Origin of the sequence: Schaalia canis (assembly GCF_003858455.1) — a bacterium.
In the GTDB taxonomy this organism is placed as follows: Bacteria; Actinomycetota; Actinomycetes; order Actinomycetales; family Actinomycetaceae; genus Pauljensenia; species Pauljensenia canis.
Window position 1 is genome coordinate 410,303 of the sequence record NZ_RQZF01000001.1, and the last position, 23,038, is coordinate 433,340.

The window sequence follows — 23,038 nt, forward strand, 5'->3', positions numbered from 1 at the left end:
CGCTGGGTCTTATTTATTGCATGGTGTGACAGCTATAGCTGTCGCAAAAGGTCGCAACTGTCACGTAGCTGCGCTCAGTGCTCCCTGTAGTTGCCATGCGTACGGCCTCGAAGCATGTAAGGCTAACCTTAGTCCCCTCTTTCGGTGACGCCCCGAACATCTCTGATTGGAGCACTCATGCCTTCCACACCCGTTTCCGAATCCATCGTCCACACTGGCCTACTGGAACAGCTTCCCATCATTACCGAGGCCACAACCTCACGCGTGGTGGTCAATAATTCCGTGCTACGCCAGGTGCTATTCAGCATGGATGCCGGCCAGGTGCTCACCGAACACGCCTCGCCACGCGCGGTTATTGTCCAGCTCCTATCGGGGCGCATGTCATTCTCTGTTGCCGGTGAACCACATGAGCTAAGGGCAGGAGATGTCATCTATTTGGCTCCCAATGAACGCCACGCACTGGAAGCGTTGGAGGCGTGCCACATGGCGCTGACCTTGGTCCTAGTCGAGGATGACGAATAAGTCTTTTTGCACCATAACCCCGCTCCTGAGGTGAGCGGGGTTTCTTTTTCCCTTCCTTATAAGGTCAGCCTCACCTAAAATAGAAACGTTTGCATAACGTAATTCAGGCGCATGCTGCGCCGCCATTCACCCGAACAACGGGAGCATCTGAAGGAGAGCGCCTTGAACAACGGTGACAACAAGCCAACACCCGGACACTGGCTTCTGGCAAAACTCGGCAAAAAAGTTCTTCGTCCAGGTGGCCTTGCCCTCACCCAGCGCCTCCTTCGAGCAGCCACCCCCTCCTCGACAGACAGAGTCGTTGAGTTTGGCCCTGGAGTTGGAACCACCGCAAAAATCCTCCTCGCCGGCCAACCTCGCAGCTATACCGGTATCGACCCTCATCCAGAAGGCAGCGAAGCCGTCCACGCCATTATTTCGGGGCTCGATTTCGCTCAACTCGTTATCGCAGACGCTCAAAATACTGGCCTCGACGCGGGCTGTGCTGACCTTGTCGTCGGCGAAGCCATGCTCACCATGCAGGGTGAAAAGGCTAAACGTGCCATCATCGCTGAAGCATTCCGACTGCTCGCCCCCGGAGGACGCTACGCCATCCACGAACTTGGCCTCCGACCCGACGACGTACCCGATGCTGTCGAAGAAGAAATCCGCCGCGCACTCTCACGCACTATCAACGTCAACGCCCGCCCGCTCACCGCCGCTCAGTGGAAAACCCTCCTCGAAGAAGAAGGTTTCATCATCCGCTACGAGGACACCAACCCCATGGCTTTACTCGAACCCGGGCGCATTATCGCTGACGAAGGCCTTGCCGGCGCTCTCCGATTCTTCAGCAATGTAGCCCGAAATCCACGCGCACGAGAACGCCTTCTCGCCATGCGTAAGGTCTTCCGTGCCCACCACGAGCACCTCTGTGCTTTCGCTTTCGTCGCAGTCAAACCCCACGAGGCATGAGCCTTCTGAGCGTGCGCAGGCAAGTCAGCTCACAGACCCCCATACTCCCTGGTACGCGAGCCCACGATGGCCTGAGCCTGACAGGTGTGAGTGTCTCGCGCCGCGGCCTTCGCCTCATTGATGATCTGTCCTTCACCGTCACACCAGGCCAAGTGCTGGGCGTTTCTGGCCCTTCAGGCTGTGGAAAAACAACACTTTTGCGTTGCATTGCCAGCCTCAGCAGCCACTACACGGGCAGCATCACCGTGCCCGAAGGACCGCTCGCCATGGTCTTCCAAGAACCCCGACTTCTCCCATGGCGCAGCGTGCGCTCCAACGTCATGCTGCCCCTACGCACTGCAGATGCGTTCTTCCGCGCTGAAGAATGGCTTGAACGACTGCACCTAGCTGACGCCATGGACCTTTACCCCGCACAACTATCAGGCGGTATGCGTCAACGCGTAGCCATCGCCCGAGCGCTAGCCACCGAGCCCACACTCCTACTGGTGGACGAGCCTTTCTCTGCCCTGGACGCTCCCCTGGCCCGCGACCTTCGCGACATGCTTGCTGAGTTAGTCAGCGACAAACAATTCACCACCGTGTGGGTGTCCCACGACATGGAGGAAATCCGTGCCGTATCTACCCAACACCTTCACCTCAACGGACCGCCTGGTTCTTGGACGCTCAGTGCTGACCCACACTGACCCAACAGTGACAACCTCCGACCCTCCACTCTCGAAAGGACTCCCATGAGAATCCGTGCTCTCGCCCTCCTCTGTGTCGGCGCCCTGGCCCTCACAGCCTGCGCCTCCACGCCAACAGATGCCCCCGCCTCGGCCTCGTCACACGAGGCCACCCAATCCGCACAGGCCACGCCAGCGGCCGACGCGCACGACCACAAACTCGACCAGGTGCGCGCCATCGTCCCCCAAACCATGGCTTTCGGCGCGCCAATGGCAACCTTCGGCGACCACGGCAACCTCGATAGTGTGGCGAAGGCGCATAGCGTGACCAACTGGGACGGAGTCGAACAGCTCAAATCCCACCTGATGAATGGCGAGGCAGAGCTGGCCGCCACCCCCGCCTACGTTGCCGCCAACCTGTACAACAAGGGCATTGACGTGCGTCTAGTGGGACCAGTCGTCTGGGGGATGCTCTACGTCCTCGCTCCAGAGGGAACCGCTGAGGGAAACTGGGAGGCCATGCGCGGCCAAAAGGTCGCCATCCCGCTGCCCGGAAACATGCCCGACCTGGTGTTCAGCTACCTCCTGAGCAAGAACAACCTGACGAAAGACGACATCGACCCCGTCTACGCTGAAGATGGCCAGCAAGCCATTGCCCTGCTGATGAAGGGCGAGGTCGACTGGATTGTCCTGCCTGAACACGCCGCCACCATCGCCCAAGCGAAGGCCGCCGAAGAGGGCAAGAAGATGACGCGCGCCCTGGACCTGCAACAAGAGTGGGCGAAAGTGACGGGTAAGGAAGCCCGCTTCCCCATGGCCGGCCTGGTCATGCCCGGTGCACTGGTGGATGAACATCCCGAGCTGGTGGAGGCCGTGATTGCCGAGGTAAAGGCCGGTGTGGAGAAAGCGAATGCTGGCGATAAGGCGACCTTGGAAAAGATCGCTCAGCACTACGACCTTCCCCTGCCGGTGGTGGAAAAGGTTATCCCTCGCCTGCAGTTGAATATGGTTCCCGCCTCGGAGGCGCGTGAGGCTTATGAGGATTTCCTGACCCGTTTGGGTGAGGTCAACCCCGATATTTACGGTGGAAAGCTGCCTGATGACCGCTTCTACGCGGGCTGAGTTGGGTGCCGCCCGCCGCTGGTGGTACACCACTGCCGGTTGCATTGTCCTCGTGCTGGCCTGGGCTTGGGTGGCTCGTGGCCAGCACGAGTACGTGCTGCCCTCTCCCCTATCGACCTTCCAGGCGCTCAGTGAGATCGTCGCCCACGGGCAGTTCTGGCACGCGCTGGGGTTAACCGTTATGCGCGGCGGTATTGGGCTGGGCCTGGCGATAGCCGTTGGCGCGCTGTGGGGTAGCGCCATGGGGCGTTGGCCTGCTTTCGAGGCCTTCTGCCAGCCCATGATTCAGATCCTGCTGGCCACGCCCGCCGTCGTGTTCGTCATCTTGGCGCTGGTGTGGTTGGGTTCGAGTAGCGAGGCCGTCATGCTGGTGGTTGCCCTGGTGGCAACGCCCCTGTTAGTGCGCACCACCGCCACGGCTATGCGCGGTATTGACCCGTCTTTGTCGGAGATGGGGCAGGTCTTTGGGTTGAGCCGGTCTGAGCGGGCCTGGCACATTATCGTTCCCCTGGTACTACCGCCCTTCCTTGCGGCAACGACGGTGGCCATGGGGCAATCGCTTCGGGTTGCGGTGATGGCGGAACTTCTGGCCACGGCCAGCGGCCTGGGCGGGGCAATTCGTCTGGCGCAGATCAATATTGAGACCCCGCAGGTCTTTGCCTACGCCCTGATTCTGGCAACCCTGGCACTGATCATTGAGAAGCTCTCCACCGCTCCCCTGCAGCGGCGGTTGGCCGTGGTGCGGGGCGCGGGGTGAGGTGGGTTGAGGAGAGTGAAGGCAGTCGCGTGATGGTGAGGGAAGTGTAGTCCTTTTCTTCCACCTGCAGCTCGTCTGCGATGGCTGCTGTGCCTCAAGGAGTTTCGCCTGGGAGTAGCCTCTATTCGGCATGATCAAAACCTGACGCTTATCCCTACAATCCTACGAACTAGTACTGCCTGTTTTCAGCCCGCTCAGCAGGGCGATCATTGGGATGCTGCAGCTTGGAGCCAAAGGGATCGAAGAGCTTTTTGCCGAACAAGACGTGGATGAGGAGCGTCCATCCCAATGAGGTGACAACCATAGTGAGTCCATCTCCGAATAAGCCCGTATAGGCCACAACGAGGACCACAACCCACGCCACGATGATGCGGTGTCGGATTTGGGATGCTGACATGTTGTGTCCTCCTTCTTTTTAGCAGTACTCCCCCGCGCTCTGCACGGTTCTCGGTAGTGCTGAGCACTTTTCGCCCTGAGATTCACGCCGTCACTGGCGTTATCCTTTGCAAAACCCATTACACATACAATATTGTAATACTTACAGCACTCCCCCGTCACATCACACGCGGAACCAGAGATCGTCAGGATCGCTTTCTTCCCACGCTTCACTGGAGGTGTACATAATGCTGAAGGGCAGGCCGGCTCCGTCCTCGCTAAACCACAGGCGCACCGGGCCGTGTGCGCCGAACTCATGGACGGGCGGTGGCGTGAATCAAAAGGAAGCCCTGCGCAGATCATCGTCTCAGCGACCACGGTAGTCCTGTAGACAATCTCGCTCGGGGGTGAAGTCATCATCCCAGGTCATATGCCCCGTGTCGATCCTTACTTTTACGCCATGGAAGCGCCCATCACGACAATTCAGTGCGATATCGGCCAGATTGGATAATTCAACGGGGCAGACTCGCATCCAATTCTGGTCGAGCAGATATGGGGATACCCACCTGATCCACTGCTTCAGCCGCAATCTTTAAAGTGACTGGATCAAAGGCAGCGACGCCATTGATCACCGAAACCACAGAAGGTGCAGCCGCTAAGTCATAACGGACGCTCATGGATGCCCTTTCGATAAGCGCAGCAGTGGGGTGCGCAATGATAGGGCGCGCCCACATCTCAGATAAAGCGAGATCCTGTAGGGCATTGTTTCAGAAAGGGCCGATATTTAGCTAAGGCCGTTTTCCAGCTCAGGCTGACTCTCACCTAAAAGTAGAGCAGACGGAAACGCTCACAGACAACAGGCATATTCTCAGCAAAGCCGCAGGGTATCGATGCGTCGGTATCCTGCCTGATCGAGTTCGCCTCGCCTACTCTCTCCATATGGAGCACAGAAGATGGTGCTTGCTCCACAGAGGATGATTGCCCTAAAACTCTAGCGATTTCACTCGATTCCACCGATTGCGGCGGTGGCGCCCCGTAGGTCCGCCAGAAACTCTCGTGCACTTCACGCCAATATGCGAGCGATCGGTCACCTTCGCCTTCTTCGAAGGCATGCTCAGCCGAAACCTCGTTGAAAGGAACAATGTCAACGGCGATGGTTTCAATGATGGCCGCGGGCGAGCCTGCCCCATCAAGGACTATGTCGAACTGTCCGACCCGTGGGAGTTCCTCGCCTTCAGCCTGATAGTCCCATAGGGAGGATGCGGTGGCAGTCTTGGTGCCCTCAAGGACGAGGGCGAGCAGTTCATCTGCAATTTCGGAGGTTGCACCAAAAGCCCACGCATCCACTGGCTCCTGCGGGAGCTCGGGGTGTTGGAACCTTGCCTGCTCCCAGAAGGCCTCAATGCTCAATGCGTCAGTCACGCGAACGACATTATCATCTCAGCGCCTCCCGCAGCCTGGATGCCTTCCACACACGCTTCTATCGGCCGAGGCACGACGTCCGGGATCACGTCATGGACGCGACAGCAAAGATGGGACAAAAGACCTTCTTTCCCCTATGACCAGGAGAGTAATTCGGCTCACATTTTCACCATATCGCTAGACAATATGAGAGCGTGCACATATAATATTCACCCACAATTGAGCATTTGTGCAGGTCAGACACTATTTCACCGGCTTACTTTAGGGATGAACATCCCTTTTTCCTCACTTTCGCCCACTTTTCTCCGATCCTTCCGTACCGCTTCACGCGGGACTATCCTCGGGGCACATCCCCGGAGGTGTCAGCACATCCAGGTGCCCTCCCCACAGAAGGATCGAACCATGACACTCACAACCACAACCCCCGACCAGCAGGGGCGGCCTACACGAGTCCGTCACACAATCTACCTTCTCGGATCGTCCCCCATCGCCCTCGCCCTTACTCTCGCCCTCGCCCTCCCTGCGCAGGCTATCAACACCGCCACCTCCCATGCCTCTACCAGCAACACTGCATTCTCTTCCCTCACCACCCAAGCCCCTGAGCCCCATTTAGTCCCCGTTCTGCTTCCGTCTGATGACCCCGACGACGACATTACCTCTCCCGGCGCTGGCGATCCCGAGAACTTCGCCACCGGTACCTTTGCTGTCATCACCAAGGCCACCGCGAATTTTCCCCTCAACGACGGTCCCGACTTTGCCTCGCATGAATACGTCTACGACTACAGTTGCGGATTTGAAGCCGATACCACTCCCCGAGAGACAGGAATCGTCACGACAAAAGGTGATGGCAAACCCGTTGTCATCGACATGGAGTTTCCTGTTGCCTACATCTGTACCGTCACGCCGCGCGAATCAAGCGTCGGTATTGAGCACTACAGTCACATTCCCCACGAGTCCATCACCGTTGACATCGATAAGGCCTACATCATTCGGGCTGACTTCTCTTATCACTACACCATGGAGCCTTCCATGTTCGACGTCTCAATGAGGACTCGCGGTCCTCGTCAGGCCAAGTGGAAGGTCTATTCCTTCACCTATGAATGCTCCATTGATGGCCTTCCACTACACGGAAAGGACTGGCCCACCGTCTTGCACGCAACCGGAAACACCATCCCTTCTGGACAGAGCCCGGTTATGCCCGTCGGAACGGTGTGCACGGTCACTCAAGACCTTGATAAGGCACACATCAATGGTTATGTCCTACAGGATTCAGGGCCTCGAACCATTGTCCTTGACTCAAGCACGGCCATGGCACGGGCGTGGTTTAGAAACATCTATATTCCTGCAACTGATAGTCCGCCCGACCAGTCATTCCCCGGCATTCCACCGTTCAGACCCGACATCCCTGGCATCCGTGGTCCGTTAATCGGTGATGATGAAGGCTCCCCCTCCAGACCTATTGACCTCCGACAACACGCTTTAATCACTACCACTCACACCACAAGCGTCACTGATACGGATACCAAGTCCGGCAACAATGCCGCAATAATCGGCACATTGGTAGCATCCGGAATCGCACTCGGAGGAGGACTCCTACTGCTACGCCGCCCCAATTAGCCAACAAAGCATCAGCGGAAGGAGGGACAGTGCGCCTCGTTAGCTAAGAGCAAGATCAAGCACAACACCGCAGGGGTGCACTGCTCGCGGCGCGGATGGGCATATGAGCTCTGCGAAGCAGGGCTCATGGGCACGAGCGGTGCACCCCTACGGTGTTCAGGTGAAGGAAGAAATCAGCCAACCTCAGCCGAAGCCACAGCCTCAGCAAACCAGCCGGTAATGGAGGTCGGGTGCGTGATAGCCGTTCCGACGATGACGCACCATGCACCAGCCTCCATGGCGGCCTTCGCATCGGCTGGCGTGTGCACGCGGCCTTCGCAGATGACGGGCAGGTCGAACTCAGCCACCATCTCACGCAGGAGTTCCAGGTCGGGGCCGTGGGTCTTCTCGCGTTCACCGGAGTAGCCGGCCAGCGTGGTGGAGAGGATATCTGACCCGGCTTCAGCGGCCATGCGGGCGTCCTCAATGGAACCGCAGTCAGCCATGACGAGGATGCCCTCGGCGTGGCAGGCTTCGACAACCTCAGCGTAGGTCAGGCCGTCGGGGCGTGGGCGGCGGGTGGCGTCAATAGCGACGATGTCAGCGCCTGCCAGGGAGCAGGCGCGGGCGTGACGCAGTGTGGGGGTGATGTAGATGCCTTCGTGCCCTTCCTTCCACAGGCCGATCACCGGCACATCTACCTGGCCTTTAATGGCGGAAATATCAGCCAGGCCCTGGCAGCGGATTGCTGCGGCACCGCCGATTTCAGCAGCCTTAGCAATGCGGGCCATGGTCTGGGGATCACGCATGGGCTCGCCGGGGTAGGCCTGAACGGAGACAACCAGGCGGCCCTTCATGCTGTCGATCAATGGGTGTGTCATCAGTCGTGTTCCTTTCTGAACTGAACCGCAGCGCCAAGGAGCGGCGCGTCATCCCCCAGCACGCCTTCACGCAGCGGGGTTGCCTGCGCGAGGTTCATGGCACTGGCAGCGTAGCCTTCACGAAGGGCCTCCCACCAGGCGTCGCCGGATCGTGTCATGGACCCGGACAGGACGATAACGCCAGGGTCCACCATATTGGCCACCGATCCCAGCAGGCGCCCCAGGGCTCGGGCAGAACCGTAGAGCACCTGCTGAGCGGCAGCTTCACCTGCGCGGGCACGCGCGTCGATCTCACGGCCGGAGACGGCCTCGCCAGTCAGTGCCTCGTAGCAGGCGGCGACACCGGAACCCGAGGCGAGGGGCTCAATGTGTCCCTCTCGCCCGCAGGAGCACGCCAGGCCGGCGGCCTCGACAGCGTCCATGTGTCCGATGTGTCCACCCAGACTGTGGGCGCCCCTGTGCACCTGCCCGTCTTCAACGAGGGCGCCACCAATGCCGGTGCCAACGGCCACCGTCAGGCAGCTCGGGTAGTTGGCACCCGCACCGATGGTGGCCTCCCCCATGCCATGGGCGTGGACGTCACCAAGAACCGACACTGGCACGCCCAATCGGGCGCTGAGCTCGCCAGCGATGTCGGTTCCCGCCCACCCCTTGATCAGGTCGGTTGCAGAGACAACTGTGCCCTTGTCGATGACGCCCGCAGCGGCAACGCCCACCCCACGGTATCCCTCAAAGTCAGCGGCGAGTTCGCAGATGACCTCAAGCAGGCGGACGCCGCCTTCTGATGCTGGCGTGGGGGCGGAGACGGATCGGGTGACCCGATCGCCCTCCACGAGGCCGACGCGGATCTTCGTTCCGCCGATATCGACCGTCAGGATGGACATCAGCCCTCCAGCAGACCGTTGCGGACGAGGACGGCGCGCACGGCCTCAACGTTCTCGCCGGTGAGTGCCGACACGGGCTCGGGCATCTGGTTTGACTCAAAGACGCCCATGAGCTGCAGGGCGGTCTTAAAACCACCCACGCCAGCGCCGTAGCCGGAGATGCCCTTGGCGCTCATGGCCACCTTCATCACGTCGGCGAGGCGATCTTGTTCAGCGCGAACAGCCTCCCAGTCTCCGGCCTCGTAGGCGTTCCACTGGCGGACGTAGCCGTCGGGGTCGACGTTGCCCAAGCCGGGGACGGAACCGTCAGCGCCGGACATGTAGGCGCCGTCAACGACGACCTCGTGGCCAGTGAAGAGAGCCAGGGGGTGGCCTTCTTCCTTATTGCGCAGGCACAGCAGGCGGAAGGAGACATCGTCACCGGATGAGTCCTTCACCCCCTGGATCACGCCATCCTTGCCCAGGCGAATGAGCAGATCAACGCTGAGCTTGGTGTGGACGCACACGGGAATGTCGTAGGCGAAAATCGGCAGGTCGGTGGCTTCACGTAGGGCGCGGAAGTGGCGCTCCACCTGGGCTTCACCACCCAGAGCGTAGAAGGGGGCGGTGGCGACGATGCCGTCAACGCCGTACTCCTCGCACACGCGAATGTGCTCAATGACGCGCTCGGTTTGCGTGTCGATCACGCCAGCGAGAACGGGCACGCGCCCCTGGACAACGCGCTGGGTGGCGGCCAGAACCTCGCGGCGGCGGGCGTCGGTCGAGAAGGCGACCTCGCCGGAGGATCCCAGAACGAACAGGCCGTGCACACCGGCGTCGATCATCCTGTTGATCTGCTTGTCGAAGGATGCCTCGTCGAAGGTACGATCCTCGCGCAGGGGGGTGACAACCGGGGGAACAACGCCGCGGAATTGAGTAGTCATAGTGTTGGTGTTTCCTTTTCACATGGCCGCTCTGCGGCCGTCAGTGGTTGGCCAAGGGGGCTTGGCCGATAGTCGTTGGCAGGGTGCCCCGGTTTAGAGGGCGGGATGCAGGAGCGAGGGCGCAGCGCCAAGAAGGGTCTTGGTGTAGGCGTCCGTCGGATTTTCGAGGATTTGGCGTGCGGGGCCTTCCTCGACGATTTTGCCCTTGTTCATCACGACGATACGGTCGGATACGTAGCGCACGGTCTGGATGTCATGGCTGATAAAGACCATGGCCAGGCCGAGTTGATCCTTCAGGTCGGTCAGAAGGTTCAGGATCTGTGCGCGCACCGACACGTCCAGTGCTGAGGTCGGCTCGTCGGCAATGATGACATCGGGGTTCAGTGAGAGCGCGCGGGCGATGGCCACACGCTGTCGCTGGCCGCCGGAGAGCTGACCGGGCAAGGCGTTGAGTGATGAGTCGGGCAGACCCACCATGGCGATGAGTTCACGCACGCGCTGCTCGCGCTCAGCGGGGGTGCCGATCTTGTGGACGAGCAGCGGGTCCATCAGTTGGTCCTTGACCATCATGCGCGCGTTGAGCGCTGTGGCTGGGGACTGGAAGACGACGGACACCACGCGCCCCATACGGCGGCGGTCAGCGGGGGTGCGCTTCGTGACTTCCTCGCCCTTGAAGAACACCTGACCGCCGGTGGGGGCTTGTAGGCCGCACATGACGTTGGCGGTGGTGGACTTTCCGCAGCCGGACTCCCCCACGATGCCGATAGTTTCGCCGGGCATAAGTGCCAAGGAGACGCCGTCGACCGCGTGAACGAGGTTGGGGCGGAAGATGCCGCCGGTGCGTGAGCGGAAGATGACGTGAACGTCCCGCAATTCGATGATTGGTTCAGTCATGATCAGCGCCCTACCTTGTCTGTGTCGTGGGTCAACTCGATCTCTTGGCCGTGCGCGGCGTCAGGCAGCAGGGTTTCACCTGCAGTGTTGACGGCGACGGCGACGTAGTGATCCTTGCCGGCAACCTTCGCACGCAACGGGGCCACATCCAGGCCGAAGTCCGGGTGGGAGGAACGCGGTGCGAAGCGGTCGCCCACGGGGAAGTCCTTGGGCGAGGGCACGGTGCCGGGCACCTGGTGCAGGCGGCCCGATCCGGCTTCGATGGACAGAACCGAACCCAGCAGACCACGGGTGTACTCGTGAATGGGGTTGGACAGTAGCTCCGCGGTGGGAGCCTGCTCGACAACCTGGCCTGCGTACATGACGGTCACCGAGTGGGCGACTTCAGCGACGAGGGCAAGGTCATGGCTGACGAAGATCATTGCGAAGCCAAGTTGGTCGCGCAGGTTGTTGAGTAGCTCAATGACCTGCTTTTGAACCGTCACGTCAAGGGCCGTGGTGGGTTCGTCAGCGATGACGAGCTTGGGGTCGCGGGTCAGAGCCATGGCGATGAGGACGCGCTGACGCTGGCCACCGGAGAGCTCGTGGGGGTAGGACTCCAGGGTTCGCTTGGGGTCAAGGCCCACCAGTTCGAGCAGTTCTTCAGCGCTGCGGGTTCCACCACGGCTGGTGAGCTGCTTCATCTGGGTGCGGATAAGCATGGAGGGGTTGAGGGAGGACAGGGCATCCTGGTAGACCATGGCCATTTCGTGGCCGAGGAGTGCCTGACGTTCCTTCACGGACATGGTGAGCAGGTCCTTACCCTCGTAGAGCACCTGACCGCTGATCTCAGCGCGGGGGTCAATGAGGCCCATGATGGTCAGTGAGGTGATGGACTTGCCACAGCCCGATTCGCCCACAAGGCCCATGGTCTCGCCCGGACGCACCGCGAAGTTGACGTGATCAACGACGTTGACGTCTCCGTGGCGGGGGAACTTGATGCACAGGTCGCGGACCTCAAGGAGCGGGGCTTCAGTGCTTGCAGGCACGAAACGATCGCTACGTTGGCTTTCCACAGACTTGAGCGCGTCGAGGCGTCCCTGGAGGGTCTCACGCTGGGCAGCGTAGGAGGCGACAGGATCAATGAGGAGTCGGTCAGCTTCGCGTTCCGTGTCGCTGCGGGGAACGTCCTTGACCTCACCGGAGGGGGCAGCAACCATAGCGTCGGTGATGCCTTCGGACAGGATGTTGAGGCACAGGACGGTCAGCATGATGGCGATACCGGGGAAGAGGGCCTGCCACCACTCGCCACGCAAGACGCCAGCTTGAGCGCCTGAGAGGATGTTGCCCCATGTGGCGATGGGTTCTTGGAGGCCAGCACCGATGAAGGTGAGTGAGGCTTCCAGGATGATCGCGTCAGCCACTAGGACAGTGGCGAACACGAGCACGGGAGCTGCTGTGTTACGAGCGACGTGCTTGACGAGGATCCAGGGTGCGCGAGCGCCTGAGACGATGACGGCGTTGACGTAATCCTCACCGTATGCGGCGATCACGTTGGCGCGAACGATTCGCGACAGTTGAGGGACGTACACGAAGCCGATGGCCATGATGATGATGAAGATGGAGCCGGAGGGATTTTCCGGGTCGCGCAGGACCAGGACGAGGACGGCTGCCAGGGCGATACCGGGAATCGACATGACGATGTCGAGGACTCGCATGATGACTTCAGCGATGGACTTGCGTGCCACTGCTGCGATGGAGCCGATGATGGCACCAAGGACGAGGGCCATGCCGGTGGATAGGAGGCCGACGGCCAGCGAGTAGCGGCCACCGTAGAGCAGACGCGAGTAGACATCGCGGCCGAGGTTATCGGTGCCGAAGAAGTATTCGGCGCTGGGGGGCTGGCCCTTGATGTCGATGAATTCGGGATCGTGGGTGGCCAGCAGGGGGGCAAAGATCGCGGTGAGCGCGATGATGACCAGGAAGATGAGGGACAGGCGAGCGCCCCAGCTCATTGCGGAGAAGCGGTTGAGTCGCACTCCGGGGCGTTCCATAGCTGTGGTGAGTTTCTTTCGCATGATCACACCGCCCTAATACGCGGGTTGATGAGGACGTAGAGGAGGTCCACGATGATGTTGATGATGATGAAGGAGATGGCGACCACCAGGGTTGCTCCCTGAACGACAGTCACCCAGTTTTGTTGGATGCCTTCAATAAGGACGCGGCCCATACCCTTGAGGTTGAAGATGATTTCGATGACGACGGCACCACCCATGAGGTAGCCGATGCGCAGGCCCAGAACGGTCACGGGGGTGATGAGGGCGTTGCGCAAGACATTGCGTCCGATGACGATGTGCTTGGGGATGCCGGCGCCCAGGGCGGTGCGCACGTAGTCGCGGTCGAGTTCTTCGACCATGGATGTGCGCACGACGCGGGTGAGCTGGCCGATGACGGGAACGGCGAGGGCGAGGGCGGGCAGGAGCATGCGGAGGAACCAGCCGGAGGGGTCTTCGGTGAAGAATGGCGTGGCCCCTGAAACGGGCAGGGTTCCCAGGAAGAGAAGGACGAGGAGGATAGCCAGCCAGAAGGAGGGGGTGGCGATGCAGGCAACGGAGATGACGCGGATGATCTGGTCGGCTGCCTTGTCGCGGTAGATGGCGGCGATGATGCCAAGGGGGAAGGCGACGGCAACAGCGAGGATCAGGCCCAGGAAGGTGAGCTGCATGGTCACGGGCAGGGCTTCGAAGACCTTATCTGCCACAGAAAGATTGGATTGTCCGTAGACGCCGAGGTGTCCGTGGAGCATACCCCAGAGGTAGTTCGCGAATTGGACGAACCAGGGGTCGTTGAGGCCGTGTTGTTCACGGTATGCCTCGATCTGTTCGAAGGAGGCGGTTTCACCCAGTGCCGAGTAGGCGGGATCAATGGGTGAGAAAGACATGATGATGAAGACGAGGAAAGACACGCCCACAACCATCACTGGCAGGACGAGTAAACGTCTTCCAACGAGCCGAAGAAGGGTGTTCACGGGGGTTACTCCTATGAGCGGACCTGATTGTTGACACGAAAGGAGGGACGGGCACGGTGTCCCGCCCCTCCTTTCGGATGAGTTAGGCGTTAGGCCAACTCAGTGTCACTGCTTGACAGTGGCATCGAGCAGGCTCAGGCCGGTGGTCGCAATCGGGGTGAAACCGTTGACCTTTTCACCGTTGTAGGCGGTGATGATGTTGCGGTGGAAGAGGGGGTAGAGGGGAACCTCACGGGAGATGAAGTCTTGAGCTTCGTCCCACTTCTTCTGCTGGTCAGCGCCTTCGAGGGTCACGGCCTCGTTGATGATGTTCTGCAGTTCGGTGAACTTCGCGTTGTCGCCCTTTGCCCAGAAGGTGCGGTAGTCGGTCCACTTGCCGGGGCCGTACCACCAGTTCATGAGCAGAGCGGGGTCAGAGCCGAAGACGGAGGGGTCACCGGGGGCGACGGCTACGTCGAAGGTGGGCTCTTCAATGTCGAGGTTGTCCTTGTACAGTGCCGAGGAGGCCATCGACTGCAGGTTGACCTTCACGCCAGCGGCTTCGAGGTCGTTCTTGATCTGGGGTGCGAGGTTCGCGATCCAGGTGTGGTCGGTGGTGAGAAGGGTGATGCTCAGGTCAGCGACGCCAGCTTCAGCCAGGAGTGCCTTGGCCTTTTCAACGTCGTGGGGGTACTGAACTTCAGCTTCCTTGTAGTTGGGGTGAGCCTTGGGCAGGAAGGAGGTTGCTGCGGTGGCTTCGCCGCTCATGTTGTTGGCGATGAGCTTGTCAACGTCAACGGCGTAGAGGAATGCCTGGCGCACCTTAGCGTTGTTGAAGGGAGCCTTGTTGGTGTTGAAGAGCATGAAGGGCAGGTTGAAGCCGGGAACCTTGTCCACGGTCCAGCCGGCGCCTTCGAGCAGGGCGATGTTGTCGGCGGGAACGGATTCCATAATGTCGATGGAGCCGTCCTGAGCGGCGGTGGTACGAGCGGTGTCGTCCTTGAGGACGGACCACTTGAGGCGCTCAACGGTGGCCGGGCGGGGGCCGTTGTAGTGCTCGTTGGGCACTGCGGAGAGCTCAGATTCGGTGATCTTCTCGTACTTGTAGGGGCCAGAGCCAACGGGCATCTTGGTCAGATCATCGTCGGATGCGGCGGCGGGAACGACCTTGGCAACGGCCAGGCGCTCCTTGACCAGGGTGAAGGGCTGCTTCAGGGTGACGGTGACGGTCTTATCGTCCTTTGCCTTGACGGCGTCAACGAAGCCGAGGAAGCCTGCGTAGAGGTTACCTTCAGCCATGGTGCGTTCGAAGGACTTAACGACGTCCTCAACGGTGACGTCCTTGCCGTCGGAGAACTTGGCGCCCTCACGCAGGGTCACTTCGTATTCGGTGTCGGAGACCTTGGTGGGGTCGCCTGCCGCCAGTGCTGCGTAAACCTCGCCGGTGGCCATGTTCATTTCGTACAGGCCTTCGACAACGTGCCAGTTGGTGCCCATTGCCAGTGCGGAGGTCGTGTTGGAGGGATGGTAGTTGGTGGTTTCGTAGGCGACACCAGCGGTGATTTCACCAACGGGACCAGCGGCTGCAGCGGGTGCTTCAGCTTCGCCCGAAGCGGGCTTCTCTGCAGCGGGGGTGCCACCACCGCAGGCTGAAAGACCGAGGGCTGCAGCAGCGGTCAGGGCGATCAGGCCCGTGAACTTGCTTCGAGTGGAGCGCATTGCTTCCTCCCCTTTGAGTACCGATCAGTCCAACATCACCCTAGATGTCAGACATCAGACAATTTCTGATAGGTTCACGATACGATAGATCACAGCGTCTGTGCCAGTTCAGCCAAAGACGTGACCGAACTGTTATAAAATCTTGTGTCTGGACATGCAACCACTGGAGGTGCACGTTTAATGGACTCCCTTCGTTCTTCCCTTGATTTGCCTAGCCAGGGCACCCAGAAGGTCTCCGCCCCTTCGCGCGCCGAGGCAACGATGGAGGCGATCGAGCGTTACATTGCCCAACACCGCCTCCAACCGGGCGACCCTCTGCCCACAGAGTCAGAGTTCTGCACCTTCCTCGGGGTTTCACGCTCCTCCGTCAGAGAGGCAATCCGCCAACTCCAAGCCCTTGAAATTGTCTCTGTCCACCAAGGACGCGGCGCTTTCGTCGGCGAAATGACCCTGCGCCCCTTCGTCAAATCTGTCCTCCTGCGCTGCTCGGTCTCCCCTGACTCCATTGAAGCTCTGCGCCAAGTTATTGTTCTGCGTCGCGTCCTAGACCGCGGCATCGCCCAAGATGTCGTTGCTGTCTTTGCCGACACCCGCAACGATGACCTCCACGATCTCGTCAATGCCATGGAGGAAAAAGCCCGCCGCAATGAATCCTTCGTCGAGGAAGATATTGCCTTCCACTCTGGGCTTCTCCGCCCCCTCGACAACCTCCTCATGGGACAACTCGTTGGCGCGATGTGGAGGATCCACATGGAAGCACTCCCCTCCCTTCACCAATCTCCAGGCGACATGCTCGATACGGCGCTCGCCCACCGCGCGATGCTGCTCGCTATCGAAGCCGGGAACGTCAACGCCTACCTCGATGCTGTGAACGCCCACTACCAGCCCTTAGAAGATCTGCTCTCCCAGCAGTGATCTTCTTCCCGCACTGAAAAGGAAAGATCACAAGTCGCAGCGGCACAAAGGCACAGCGGTACAGCGGCACGGCACAAACTCGCACAGTGGGGGCCAGGTTCCTGCAGGAGCCTGGCCCCCACTGTTACATCAGCCCGGTATTACGAGGTAATCACTCCCCCAACGCCCACCACAGCCTTGATCTGGCTAAAGAAAGCAGATGACTGCGCGACGCGAAGTTTCGGATCCAGTTCAACAACCGTCGTGCGGCCAGGCTCCTTCAGATGAAGGCGAACAGGCGATCCACCAGGGAAAGCCTCCAGGCACTCACGAAGTTCTTGAAGCACCGCGTGGGTACAACGCGACAGAGGCATCTCTAACTCCACAGGATCATCTGCGTCCTCACGCAAATCCAGGATCGTCATGGATTGGCCATACAAAGAAAGCTGATCGTCGCGAATATTCACCTTGCCCTCGACCTGCACAATAATGTCAGGCACAAGGAAGGACTGAATCGTCTCGTAGGAGCGCGGGAAGAACAACACCTCCACCGAACCGGACAAATCTTCCACAGTGGCAATCGCCCAGGCATTGCCCTGCTTCGTCACCTTTGTTTGCACGCTCGAAACCAGACCTGCGATCTTCACATTCTGGTCGCTCATTCCTTCAGCGTTGCTCACCACCTGCGCGATCTCATGATCCTGATGGCGAGCCAAGGCCGCATCCACACCGCGCAGGGGGTGGTCAGAGACATAAAGGCCCAGCATTTCGCGCTCTTCAGCAAGCTTTTGGCGTTTGTCGAACTCAGGAATATCAGGAATCTCCACCGCGAAAGTCGGAGTTGATTCTTCCTCCATTCCCAGGCCTCCGAAGAGGTCAAACTGGCCGATCGCCTCGTTACGCTTCAGGTCGGTCACAGCATCCACGGCCTCGTCGCATCGGGCCAGGAGAGCACGGCGCGTGTGCCCCAGAGAATCAAAAGCGCCAGCCTTAATGAGGGACTGGATAGTGCGCTTATTGCACACCACCGCAGGCACCTTATTGAGGAACTCATGGAAGGTAGCAGAAGTACCCTTTTCCTTGCGCGTCTCAACAATGGCATCCACCACGGGCCCACCAACGTTTTGAATCGCTGACAGGCCAAAGCGGATAGCCTCGCCATCAGGGGCAAAGGTACCCATTGAGGCATTGACGTCGGGGGGCAATACCGTAATGCCCATGTGGCGGCACTCTGCCAGGTAGAGGGCGCGGCGGTCCTTATTGTCCTTCGTGGAAGTCAAGAGGGCAGCCATGTATTCAGTGGGATAGTTCGCCTTAAGGTAGGCCGTCCAATAGGACACCAGGCCGTAGGCGGCAGAGTGAGCTTTATTGAAGGCGTAGTTAGAGAAGGGAACGAGAATATCCCACAGGGTCTGAATGGCCTCCATGGAGTAGCCGTTAGCTAACATGCCTTCGGAGAAGGGTTGGAATTCCTTGTCGAGGATTTCCTTCTTCTTCTTACCCATTGCACGGCGCAGCATATCTGCACCGCCCAGCGAATAACCCGCAAGTTTCTGGGCGATCTGCATGACCTGCTCTTGATAGACGATCAGACCGAAGGTGGTTCCCAGAATGTCTTTGAGAGGTTCAGCCAACTCCGGGTGAATCGGCGTAATCTCCTGGCGGCCGTTCTTACGCAGGGCGTAGTTCGTGTGAGAGTTTGCGCCCATGGGGCCAGGTCGATACAGAGCGCCCACAGCGGAGATATCTTCAAAGTTGTCGGGGCGCATGAGCTTGAGCAATTCTCGCATGCCACCACCATCAAGCTGGAAGACGCCCAGCGTTTCACCCCGAGAGAGCAGTTCGTAGGTTGCCGGATCATCCAAGGTCATGTGGTCAATATCGGGCACTTCCTTGCCATTGAGTGCGATATTTTCCAACGCATCTGAAATGACCGTGAGGTTACGCAGGCCAAGGAAGTCCATCTTCAGCAGGCCCAGGCTCTCACAGGTTGGGTAGTCGAACTGGGTGATGATTGCCCCGTCTTGAGGGCGTTTCATCACGGGAATAATGTCGGTTAGCGTATGCGAGGACATGATGACCGCACAGGCATGCACGCCCCACTGTCGCGTGAGGCCTTCCAAACCTTTCGCGTAGTCGACGACTTCGTGAATATCGGGGTTTTCCTCGTAGTATTTGCGGAACTCAGTGGCTTCAGCGTAGCGCTTGTCGTCAGGGTCAAAGATGCCCTTCACTGAAATATCTTTGCCCATGACTGATGGCGGCAAGGCCTTTGTCAACTGGTCGGAGGTCTTGAAGTCACGCCCCAGAATACGAGCAGAGTCCTTCAGGGCTTGCTTGGTCTTAATCGTGCCGAAGGTGACAACCTGGCTGATGCGTTCCTCGCCGTACTTGCGTTTGACGTATTCGATGACTTCATCACGACGACGCTCGTCGAAGTCAACATCGAAATCAGGCATCGACACGCGCTCAGGGTTGAGGAAGCGTTCGAAGATCAGGCCGTGCTCAAGGGGGTTGAGTTCGGTAATGCTCATGGCATAAGCCACCATCGAGCCTGCACCGGAGCCTCGACCGGGGCCGACGCGGATGCCCTGATCCTTCGCCCAACGAATGTAGTCAGAGACGGTCAGGAAGTAGCCGGGGAAGCCCATGGAGACGATGACGTCTTCTTCGTATTCGGCTTGCTTACGTACATGGTCGGGAATGCCATTGGGGAAACGCTCTTGAAGGCCGCGTTCAACCTCTTTAATGAACCACGAGGTTTCATCTTCACCGTCTGGCACGTCAAAGCGCGGCATGTAGTTCGCGCCGTCAGAGGTCGTGTGGAAGACGACGTCGCAGCGCTCGGCAATATCGAGGGTGGCGTCGCATGCCTGCGGGAGTTCCTTCCAGATGTCGCGCATTTCTTCGCTGGGACGAATGTAGTAGCCATCCCCGTCGAATTTGAAGCGATCAGGGTCAGCTAGGCGCGAGCCGGAGTTAATGCACAGCAGGGCATCTTGGATAACGCGGTCTTCGTGTTTGACGTAGTGGGAGTCGTTCGTGGCAACCAGCGGCGCATTCATAAGTTTGGCAAGCTCAAGGAGCTGTTTTTGGGTGCGCCGCTCGAATTCAATGCCGTGATCCATGATCTCGACGTAGAAGTTTTCCGGTCCAAAAATGTCGCGCAGTTCGGCGGCTTCGCGTACGGCCTCGTCCCATTGGCCGAGACGCATGCGTGTCTGCACAGCGCCCGAGGGGCAACCGGTAAAGACAATGAGGCCTTCGTGGTATTCCTCAAGGAGTTGGCGGTCGATGCGTGGCCACTTGCCGAATTGGCCTTCGGTGGAGGCGCGCGAGCCCATGCGGAAGAGGTTGTGCATGCCGGTGGTGTTGTAGGCCAGCAATGTGAGGTGGTTGTAGGAGCCGCCCGCCGACACGTCATCGGAACGCTGCCATGGCTCGCCCCACGTCACCTTATGGCGGTCAAAACGTGAGGTGCCCGGAGTGACGTAGGCTTCCAAACCGATAATGGGTTTGATGCCCTCAGCCTTGCAGGACTTGTAAAACTCGTAGGCACCAAATAGGTAGCCATGATCGGTGATTCCCAGGGCGGGCTGTCCCAATCGCGCCGCTTCTGCCGCCATTGCCGCCGTCTTGGCGGCCCCATCGAGCATGGAGTACTCAGAGTGGTTATGCAGGTGCACGAAGGAACTATTTGAGGCCATGATCTGATCCTAGTCCGATCGCTCCCCTAGTGACCCACCGTCAATATTGATGTCCATCTCGCAGTGTTCGATACCGGCGTCCCAGAAGGTCTGTTCAGAGGTGACCCGATAGCCTAAACGCTCGTAAAATCCACGCGCCTGAAGCTGAGCGTCAAGGACGATCCGCGCGTGAAGCCCGGCGGGAGTGAGCATCCGCACATAGTCATGGACGGCCTCAACTAACGCCGCGCCCACGGACTGCCCTCGCGCCCTCGCCAACACGGCTAAACGACCAAGGTGGTAGTGGTGCGCTCCGTCAGGGATGATGCGAACGGTCCCGACAACCAGGTCGGATTGGCATACGCAGGCAGCTTGCGGGAATGTGTCGGTTGAGCCTTCGTCGATCGCCACAAGATGAGTGACATCGCTGCGATAGTCGCGGGCGTCAATTTCAAGGACCATCGGCACGTTTTGTTCATCGACGAAGACCTCCCAGCGGACATTGACCATGCCTCGACGCAGCTCGTCAGTGGTGGCAGCTTCAATCCGAATCCGCGAGTTTTCCTGGCCTTCATGGTGTGTGCGAGTAGGACACATATTCAGCCTCGCAAAATGTCGAGGGCGGCCTGCAGGTCAGCCGGGTAGGGGGAACGAACAAGGGTGGGTATGCCTGTAATCGGGTGAGCGAAACCCAATTCGACGGCGTGGAGCCATTGGCGTTCCAACCCTAATGCTGCGGCCTGTACCGGGTCGGCGCCGTAGAAAGTGTCCCCTACGCAGGGATGTTTAATGGCTGACATGTGCACGCGAATCTGATGAGTGCGACCCGTTTCAAGATGAATTTCAAGCAGTGCCGCGCCGGGCATGAGTTCCAGGGTGTCATAGTGGGTGATGGCGTGTTTGCCGCCTTCAATGACGGCCATACGCCAGTCCCTGCTGGGGTGGCGACCGATCGGAGCATCAATGGTGCCTGAGTCAGGGTCAGGGTGTCCGGCAACGACGGTGTGGTAGATCTTGCGCACGGTGCGCTCTTTAAAGGCGCGTTTCATGACGGAGTAGGCGCGGTCCGATTTAGCGACCATCATTGCCCCAGAGGTGCCCACGTCCAGGCGATGCACGATACCTTGACGTTCTGGCGGGCCGTGGGTGGTAATGCGGTAGCCTGCCGCTTCAAGATTGCCCAAAACCGTGGGGCCGGTCCATCCAGGTCCAGTATGCGCGGCCACGCCGACGGGCTTGTCCACAACAACAATGTCATCATCGTCGTAGAGGATGTCCATGCCGGTGACAGGTGTGGGGGTTGACGGCGGGTCAGGGATGGTGACTTCGATGATGTCGGTAGCGCTTAGACGGTCAGATTTTGATGCTGGCATGCCATTAACAAGGACGTTGCCTTCAGCGGCGAGTTCTGCACATCGAGTCCGCGAAAAGCCCAGGAGCCGCGATAGTGCGGCATCTACGCGGTCGCCAACAAGAGCATCGGGGACGGGCAGAAAACGAGTGTCAGGCACGGCTGTTCCCCTCGTGTGAAGCGGGAGTTTCTCCTCTGTTCAAAGTGCTTCCGCGTGATGCAATGAGGACAAGACCCGCTGCGGCAAGAACGATCCAAATATCTGCGACATTCCCCACGAACCATCCGTTGTAGTCGATGAAGTCAACGACGTGGCCGCGGCCGACGCCGGGAGGTTGGGTGAGGCGGTCGTAGAGGTTCCCGAGGGCTCCGCCCAGGAGTAGACCAAGGATCGCGGAGTTCAGGCGTGATCGCGCTCGCCAGATGGCGATGATGATGACCAGTGAGATGATGGCGGCAAGGCCGGTGAGGACCAGGGTGAAGTTGTCTCCAAGCGAGAAGGCTGCACCCGGGTTGAAAACCAGTCGGAGGGAAAGCCAGCGTCCAATGATGGGCAGGCGTTGCCCGTCAGAAAGGACGTCCAGTGCCCACCATTTACTCGCCAGGTCCGTTGCGAGGGCTACGGCTGCGCTGATGGCGCCAACGGTGAGAATCGCGGGACGAGGCGTGGGGGCTGGTGTGGTCACGACGAGAACTCCTGTCGGTGCAGCGTAGGATCCGCACTGGTGAGTGCCGCTTATTGCGGCGTTGTTGGTGAGCTGGCAGCTCTTAACCGCACTAACGGCGGTGGCACCTGATGCGCCGCCGCCGTTAGTGTCGGGATTGGGAAGAAATCAGGCCTGTTCGCCGATAACTTCGCTGAGTAGGCTTTCGAGGTGTCCGCGCAACTGGGTGCGGTAGTCGGACTCGAAATTGCGCAGCTCGTTGATCTTGGCTTCCAGGAGGGAGCGATCCTGTTCGAGCTTGGTGAGGATTGTTTCGTGCTGACGCTGCGCATCTGCAACGATTTCGTCGCCCTTGGCGCGAGCCTCGGCAATGATCTGTTCGGATTCCTTGCGGCCATCGCGCACGTATTCGTCGTGGACGCGCTGGGCCAGGGCGAGCATGGAGGATGCGGAGGACGCGTCATCGGCAGGAACAGAAGCAGGCTCCTGGAATGCTGCGGGGGCAGCCTCTTCAACGGGAGCAGGCGCGGGAACCTCGGTGACTGCGGGGGCAGCCGAGAGTTCAGCGATACGACGCTCAGCAGCTTCGAGCTGTTCCTTCAGTTCGGCGTTCTCGACGTTCAGGGTGTAGATCGTCTTGACAACCTGATCGAGGAACTCGTCAACCTCAACCTGGTCATAGCCTTCGCGGAACTTCACATACTGGAACTTCTTACTCAGAACGTCCTCAGTCGTCAGAAGAGTCATT

Annotated in this window: 22 protein-coding genes; 7 read left to right on the forward strand and 15 right to left on the reverse strand. The window is 59.6% G+C overall.

Going from position 1 to position 23,038, the window contains the following annotated elements; all coding sequences use genetic code 11:
* Window positions 1–177 precede the first annotated feature (177 nt).
* The 5 genes from EII11_RS01705 (at window position 178) to EII11_RS01725 (ending at window position 4,014) form a co-directional block, all read left to right on the forward strand.
* Window positions 178–522 (forward strand): cupin domain-containing protein, encoded by a 345-nt coding sequence (locus EII11_RS01705; RefSeq protein WP_124867914.1) that lies wholly within the window; start codon window positions 178–180, stop codon window positions 520–522.
* 162 nt (window positions 523–684) lie between these two features.
* A complete protein-coding gene (locus EII11_RS01710; protein WP_240623013.1) occupies window positions 685–1,473 on the forward strand; it encodes a class I SAM-dependent methyltransferase in 789 nt (262 codons plus the stop codon).
* Window positions 1,470–2,156 (forward strand): ABC transporter ATP-binding protein, encoded by a 687-nt coding sequence (locus EII11_RS01715; protein ID WP_124867918.1) that lies wholly within the window; start codon window positions 1,470–1,472, stop codon window positions 2,154–2,156. The genes EII11_RS01710 and EII11_RS01715 overlap by 4 nt, the downstream gene beginning before the upstream one ends.
* 45 nt (window positions 2,157–2,201) lie before the next feature.
* The gene (locus tag EII11_RS01720; RefSeq protein ID WP_124867920.1) at window positions 2,202–3,257 is read left to right on the forward strand and encodes an ABC transporter substrate-binding protein; all 1,056 of its coding nucleotides are present in this window, start codon (window positions 2,202–2,204) and stop codon (window positions 3,255–3,257) included.
* Complete coding sequence (locus tag EII11_RS01725; protein ID WP_124867922.1) at window positions 3,235–4,014, forward strand: ABC transporter permease; 780 nt, start codon at window positions 3,235–3,237, stop codon at window positions 4,012–4,014. The genes EII11_RS01720 and EII11_RS01725 overlap by 23 nt, the downstream gene beginning before the upstream one ends.
* A 169-nt stretch (window positions 4,015–4,183) precedes the next feature.
* Here the strand turns inward: EII11_RS01725 and EII11_RS01730 are convergent, their stop codons facing one another.
* From EII11_RS01730 to EII11_RS01735, 3 genes are all read right to left on the reverse strand, one after another.
* Window positions 4,184–4,411, reverse strand: coding sequence for a hypothetical protein (locus EII11_RS01730; RefSeq protein ID WP_124867924.1), 228 nt, complete (start codon window positions 4,409–4,411; stop codon window positions 4,184–4,186).
* 490 nt (window positions 4,412–4,901) lie between these two features.
* The gene (locus EII11_RS10445) at window positions 4,902–5,066 is read right to left on the reverse strand and encodes a hypothetical protein (protein WP_165867023.1); all 165 of its coding nucleotides are present in this window, start codon (window positions 5,064–5,066) and stop codon (window positions 4,902–4,904) included.
* Between the two features lie 145 nt (window positions 5,067–5,211).
* On the reverse strand, window positions 5,212–5,811 hold the full coding sequence (locus EII11_RS01735) for an ASCH domain-containing protein (RefSeq protein ID WP_205649191.1): 600 nt from the start codon (window positions 5,809–5,811) through the stop codon (window positions 5,212–5,214).
* Between the two features lie 402 nt (window positions 5,812–6,213).
* On the opposite strand from EII11_RS01735, the gene EII11_RS01740 reads away from it, so the two are divergent.
* Window positions 6,214–7,428, forward strand: coding sequence for a DUF5979 domain-containing protein (locus EII11_RS01740; RefSeq protein ID WP_124867926.1), 1,215 nt, complete (start codon window positions 6,214–6,216; stop codon window positions 7,426–7,428).
* A gap of 173 nt (window positions 7,429–7,601) precedes the next feature.
* Here the strand turns inward: EII11_RS01740 and EII11_RS01745 are convergent, their stop codons facing one another.
* The 7 genes from EII11_RS01745 to EII11_RS01775 all read right to left on the reverse strand — a co-directional run bounded on the left by EII11_RS01745 (window position 7,602) and on the right by EII11_RS01775 (window position 15,694).
* Window positions 7,602–8,288, reverse strand: coding sequence for an N-acetylmannosamine-6-phosphate 2-epimerase (locus tag EII11_RS01745; RefSeq protein ID WP_124867928.1), 687 nt, complete (start codon window positions 8,286–8,288; stop codon window positions 7,602–7,604).
* Complete coding sequence (locus tag EII11_RS01750) at window positions 8,288–9,172, reverse strand: ROK family protein (protein WP_240623014.1); 885 nt, start codon at window positions 9,170–9,172, stop codon at window positions 8,288–8,290. Before EII11_RS01750 ends, EII11_RS01745 begins: the two co-directional genes overlap by 1 nt.
* The gene (locus tag EII11_RS01755; RefSeq protein ID WP_124867932.1) at window positions 9,172–10,095 is read right to left on the reverse strand and encodes a dihydrodipicolinate synthase family protein; all 924 of its coding nucleotides are present in this window, start codon (window positions 10,093–10,095) and stop codon (window positions 9,172–9,174) included. Before EII11_RS01755 ends, EII11_RS01750 begins: the two co-directional genes overlap by 1 nt.
* A gap of 93 nt (window positions 10,096–10,188) precedes the next feature.
* Window positions 10,189–10,989: an ABC transporter ATP-binding protein gene (locus tag EII11_RS01760; RefSeq protein ID WP_124867934.1), complete on the reverse strand. Its 801-nt coding sequence runs from the start codon at window positions 10,987–10,989 to the stop codon at window positions 10,189–10,191.
* 2 nt (window positions 10,990–10,991) lie between these two features.
* Window positions 10,992–13,046, reverse strand: coding sequence for a dipeptide/oligopeptide/nickel ABC transporter permease/ATP-binding protein (locus tag EII11_RS01765; RefSeq protein ID WP_124867936.1), 2,055 nt, complete (start codon window positions 13,044–13,046; stop codon window positions 10,992–10,994).
* Window positions 13,047–13,048: 2 nt separating this feature from the next.
* Window positions 13,049–13,996 (reverse strand): ABC transporter permease, encoded by a 948-nt coding sequence (locus tag EII11_RS01770; RefSeq protein WP_124867938.1) that lies wholly within the window; start codon window positions 13,994–13,996, stop codon window positions 13,049–13,051.
* 105 nt (window positions 13,997–14,101) lie between these two features.
* Window positions 14,102–15,694 (reverse strand): ABC transporter substrate-binding protein, encoded by a 1,593-nt coding sequence (locus EII11_RS01775; protein ID WP_124867940.1) that lies wholly within the window; start codon window positions 15,692–15,694, stop codon window positions 14,102–14,104.
* A gap of 180 nt (window positions 15,695–15,874) precedes the next feature.
* Here EII11_RS01775 and EII11_RS01780 point away from each other — a divergent pair, with 180 nt between their 5' ends.
* The gene (locus tag EII11_RS01780) at window positions 15,875–16,609 is read left to right on the forward strand and encodes a FadR/GntR family transcriptional regulator (protein ID WP_240623015.1); all 735 of its coding nucleotides are present in this window, start codon (window positions 15,875–15,877) and stop codon (window positions 16,607–16,609) included.
* Window positions 16,610–16,749: 140 nt separating this feature from the next.
* Here the strand turns inward: EII11_RS01780 and dnaE are convergent, their stop codons facing one another.
* The 5 genes from dnaE to EII11_RS01805 all read right to left on the reverse strand — a co-directional run bounded on the left by dnaE (window position 16,750) and on the right by EII11_RS01805 (window position 23,037).
* Window positions 16,750–20,295: a DNA polymerase III subunit alpha gene (gene dnaE, locus EII11_RS01785; RefSeq protein ID WP_124867942.1), complete on the reverse strand. Its 3,546-nt coding sequence runs from the start codon at window positions 20,293–20,295 to the stop codon at window positions 16,750–16,752.
* A gap of 9 nt (window positions 20,296–20,304) precedes the next feature.
* Entirely contained in the window at window positions 20,305–20,871 is a 567-nt protein-coding gene (locus EII11_RS01790) for a GNAT family N-acetyltransferase (RefSeq protein WP_205649192.1), read from the reverse strand.
* Window positions 20,872–20,873: 2 nt separating this feature from the next.
* Window positions 20,874–21,785 carry an RluA family pseudouridine synthase gene (locus EII11_RS01795; RefSeq protein ID WP_124867944.1) on the reverse strand — a complete coding sequence of 304 codons (912 nt, stop codon included), beginning with the start codon at window positions 21,783–21,785 and terminating at the stop codon, window positions 20,874–20,876.
* Window positions 21,778–22,311, reverse strand: a complete 534-nt coding sequence (lspA, locus tag EII11_RS01800; RefSeq protein ID WP_240623016.1) for a signal peptidase II — start codon at window positions 22,309–22,311, stop codon at window positions 21,778–21,780. Before lspA ends, EII11_RS01795 begins: the two co-directional genes overlap by 8 nt.
* Window positions 22,312–22,458: 147 nt before the next feature.
* A complete protein-coding gene (locus EII11_RS01805) occupies window positions 22,459–23,037 on the reverse strand; it encodes a DivIVA domain-containing protein (protein ID WP_124867946.1) in 579 nt (192 codons plus the stop codon).
* Window position 23,038 lies beyond the last annotated feature (1 nt).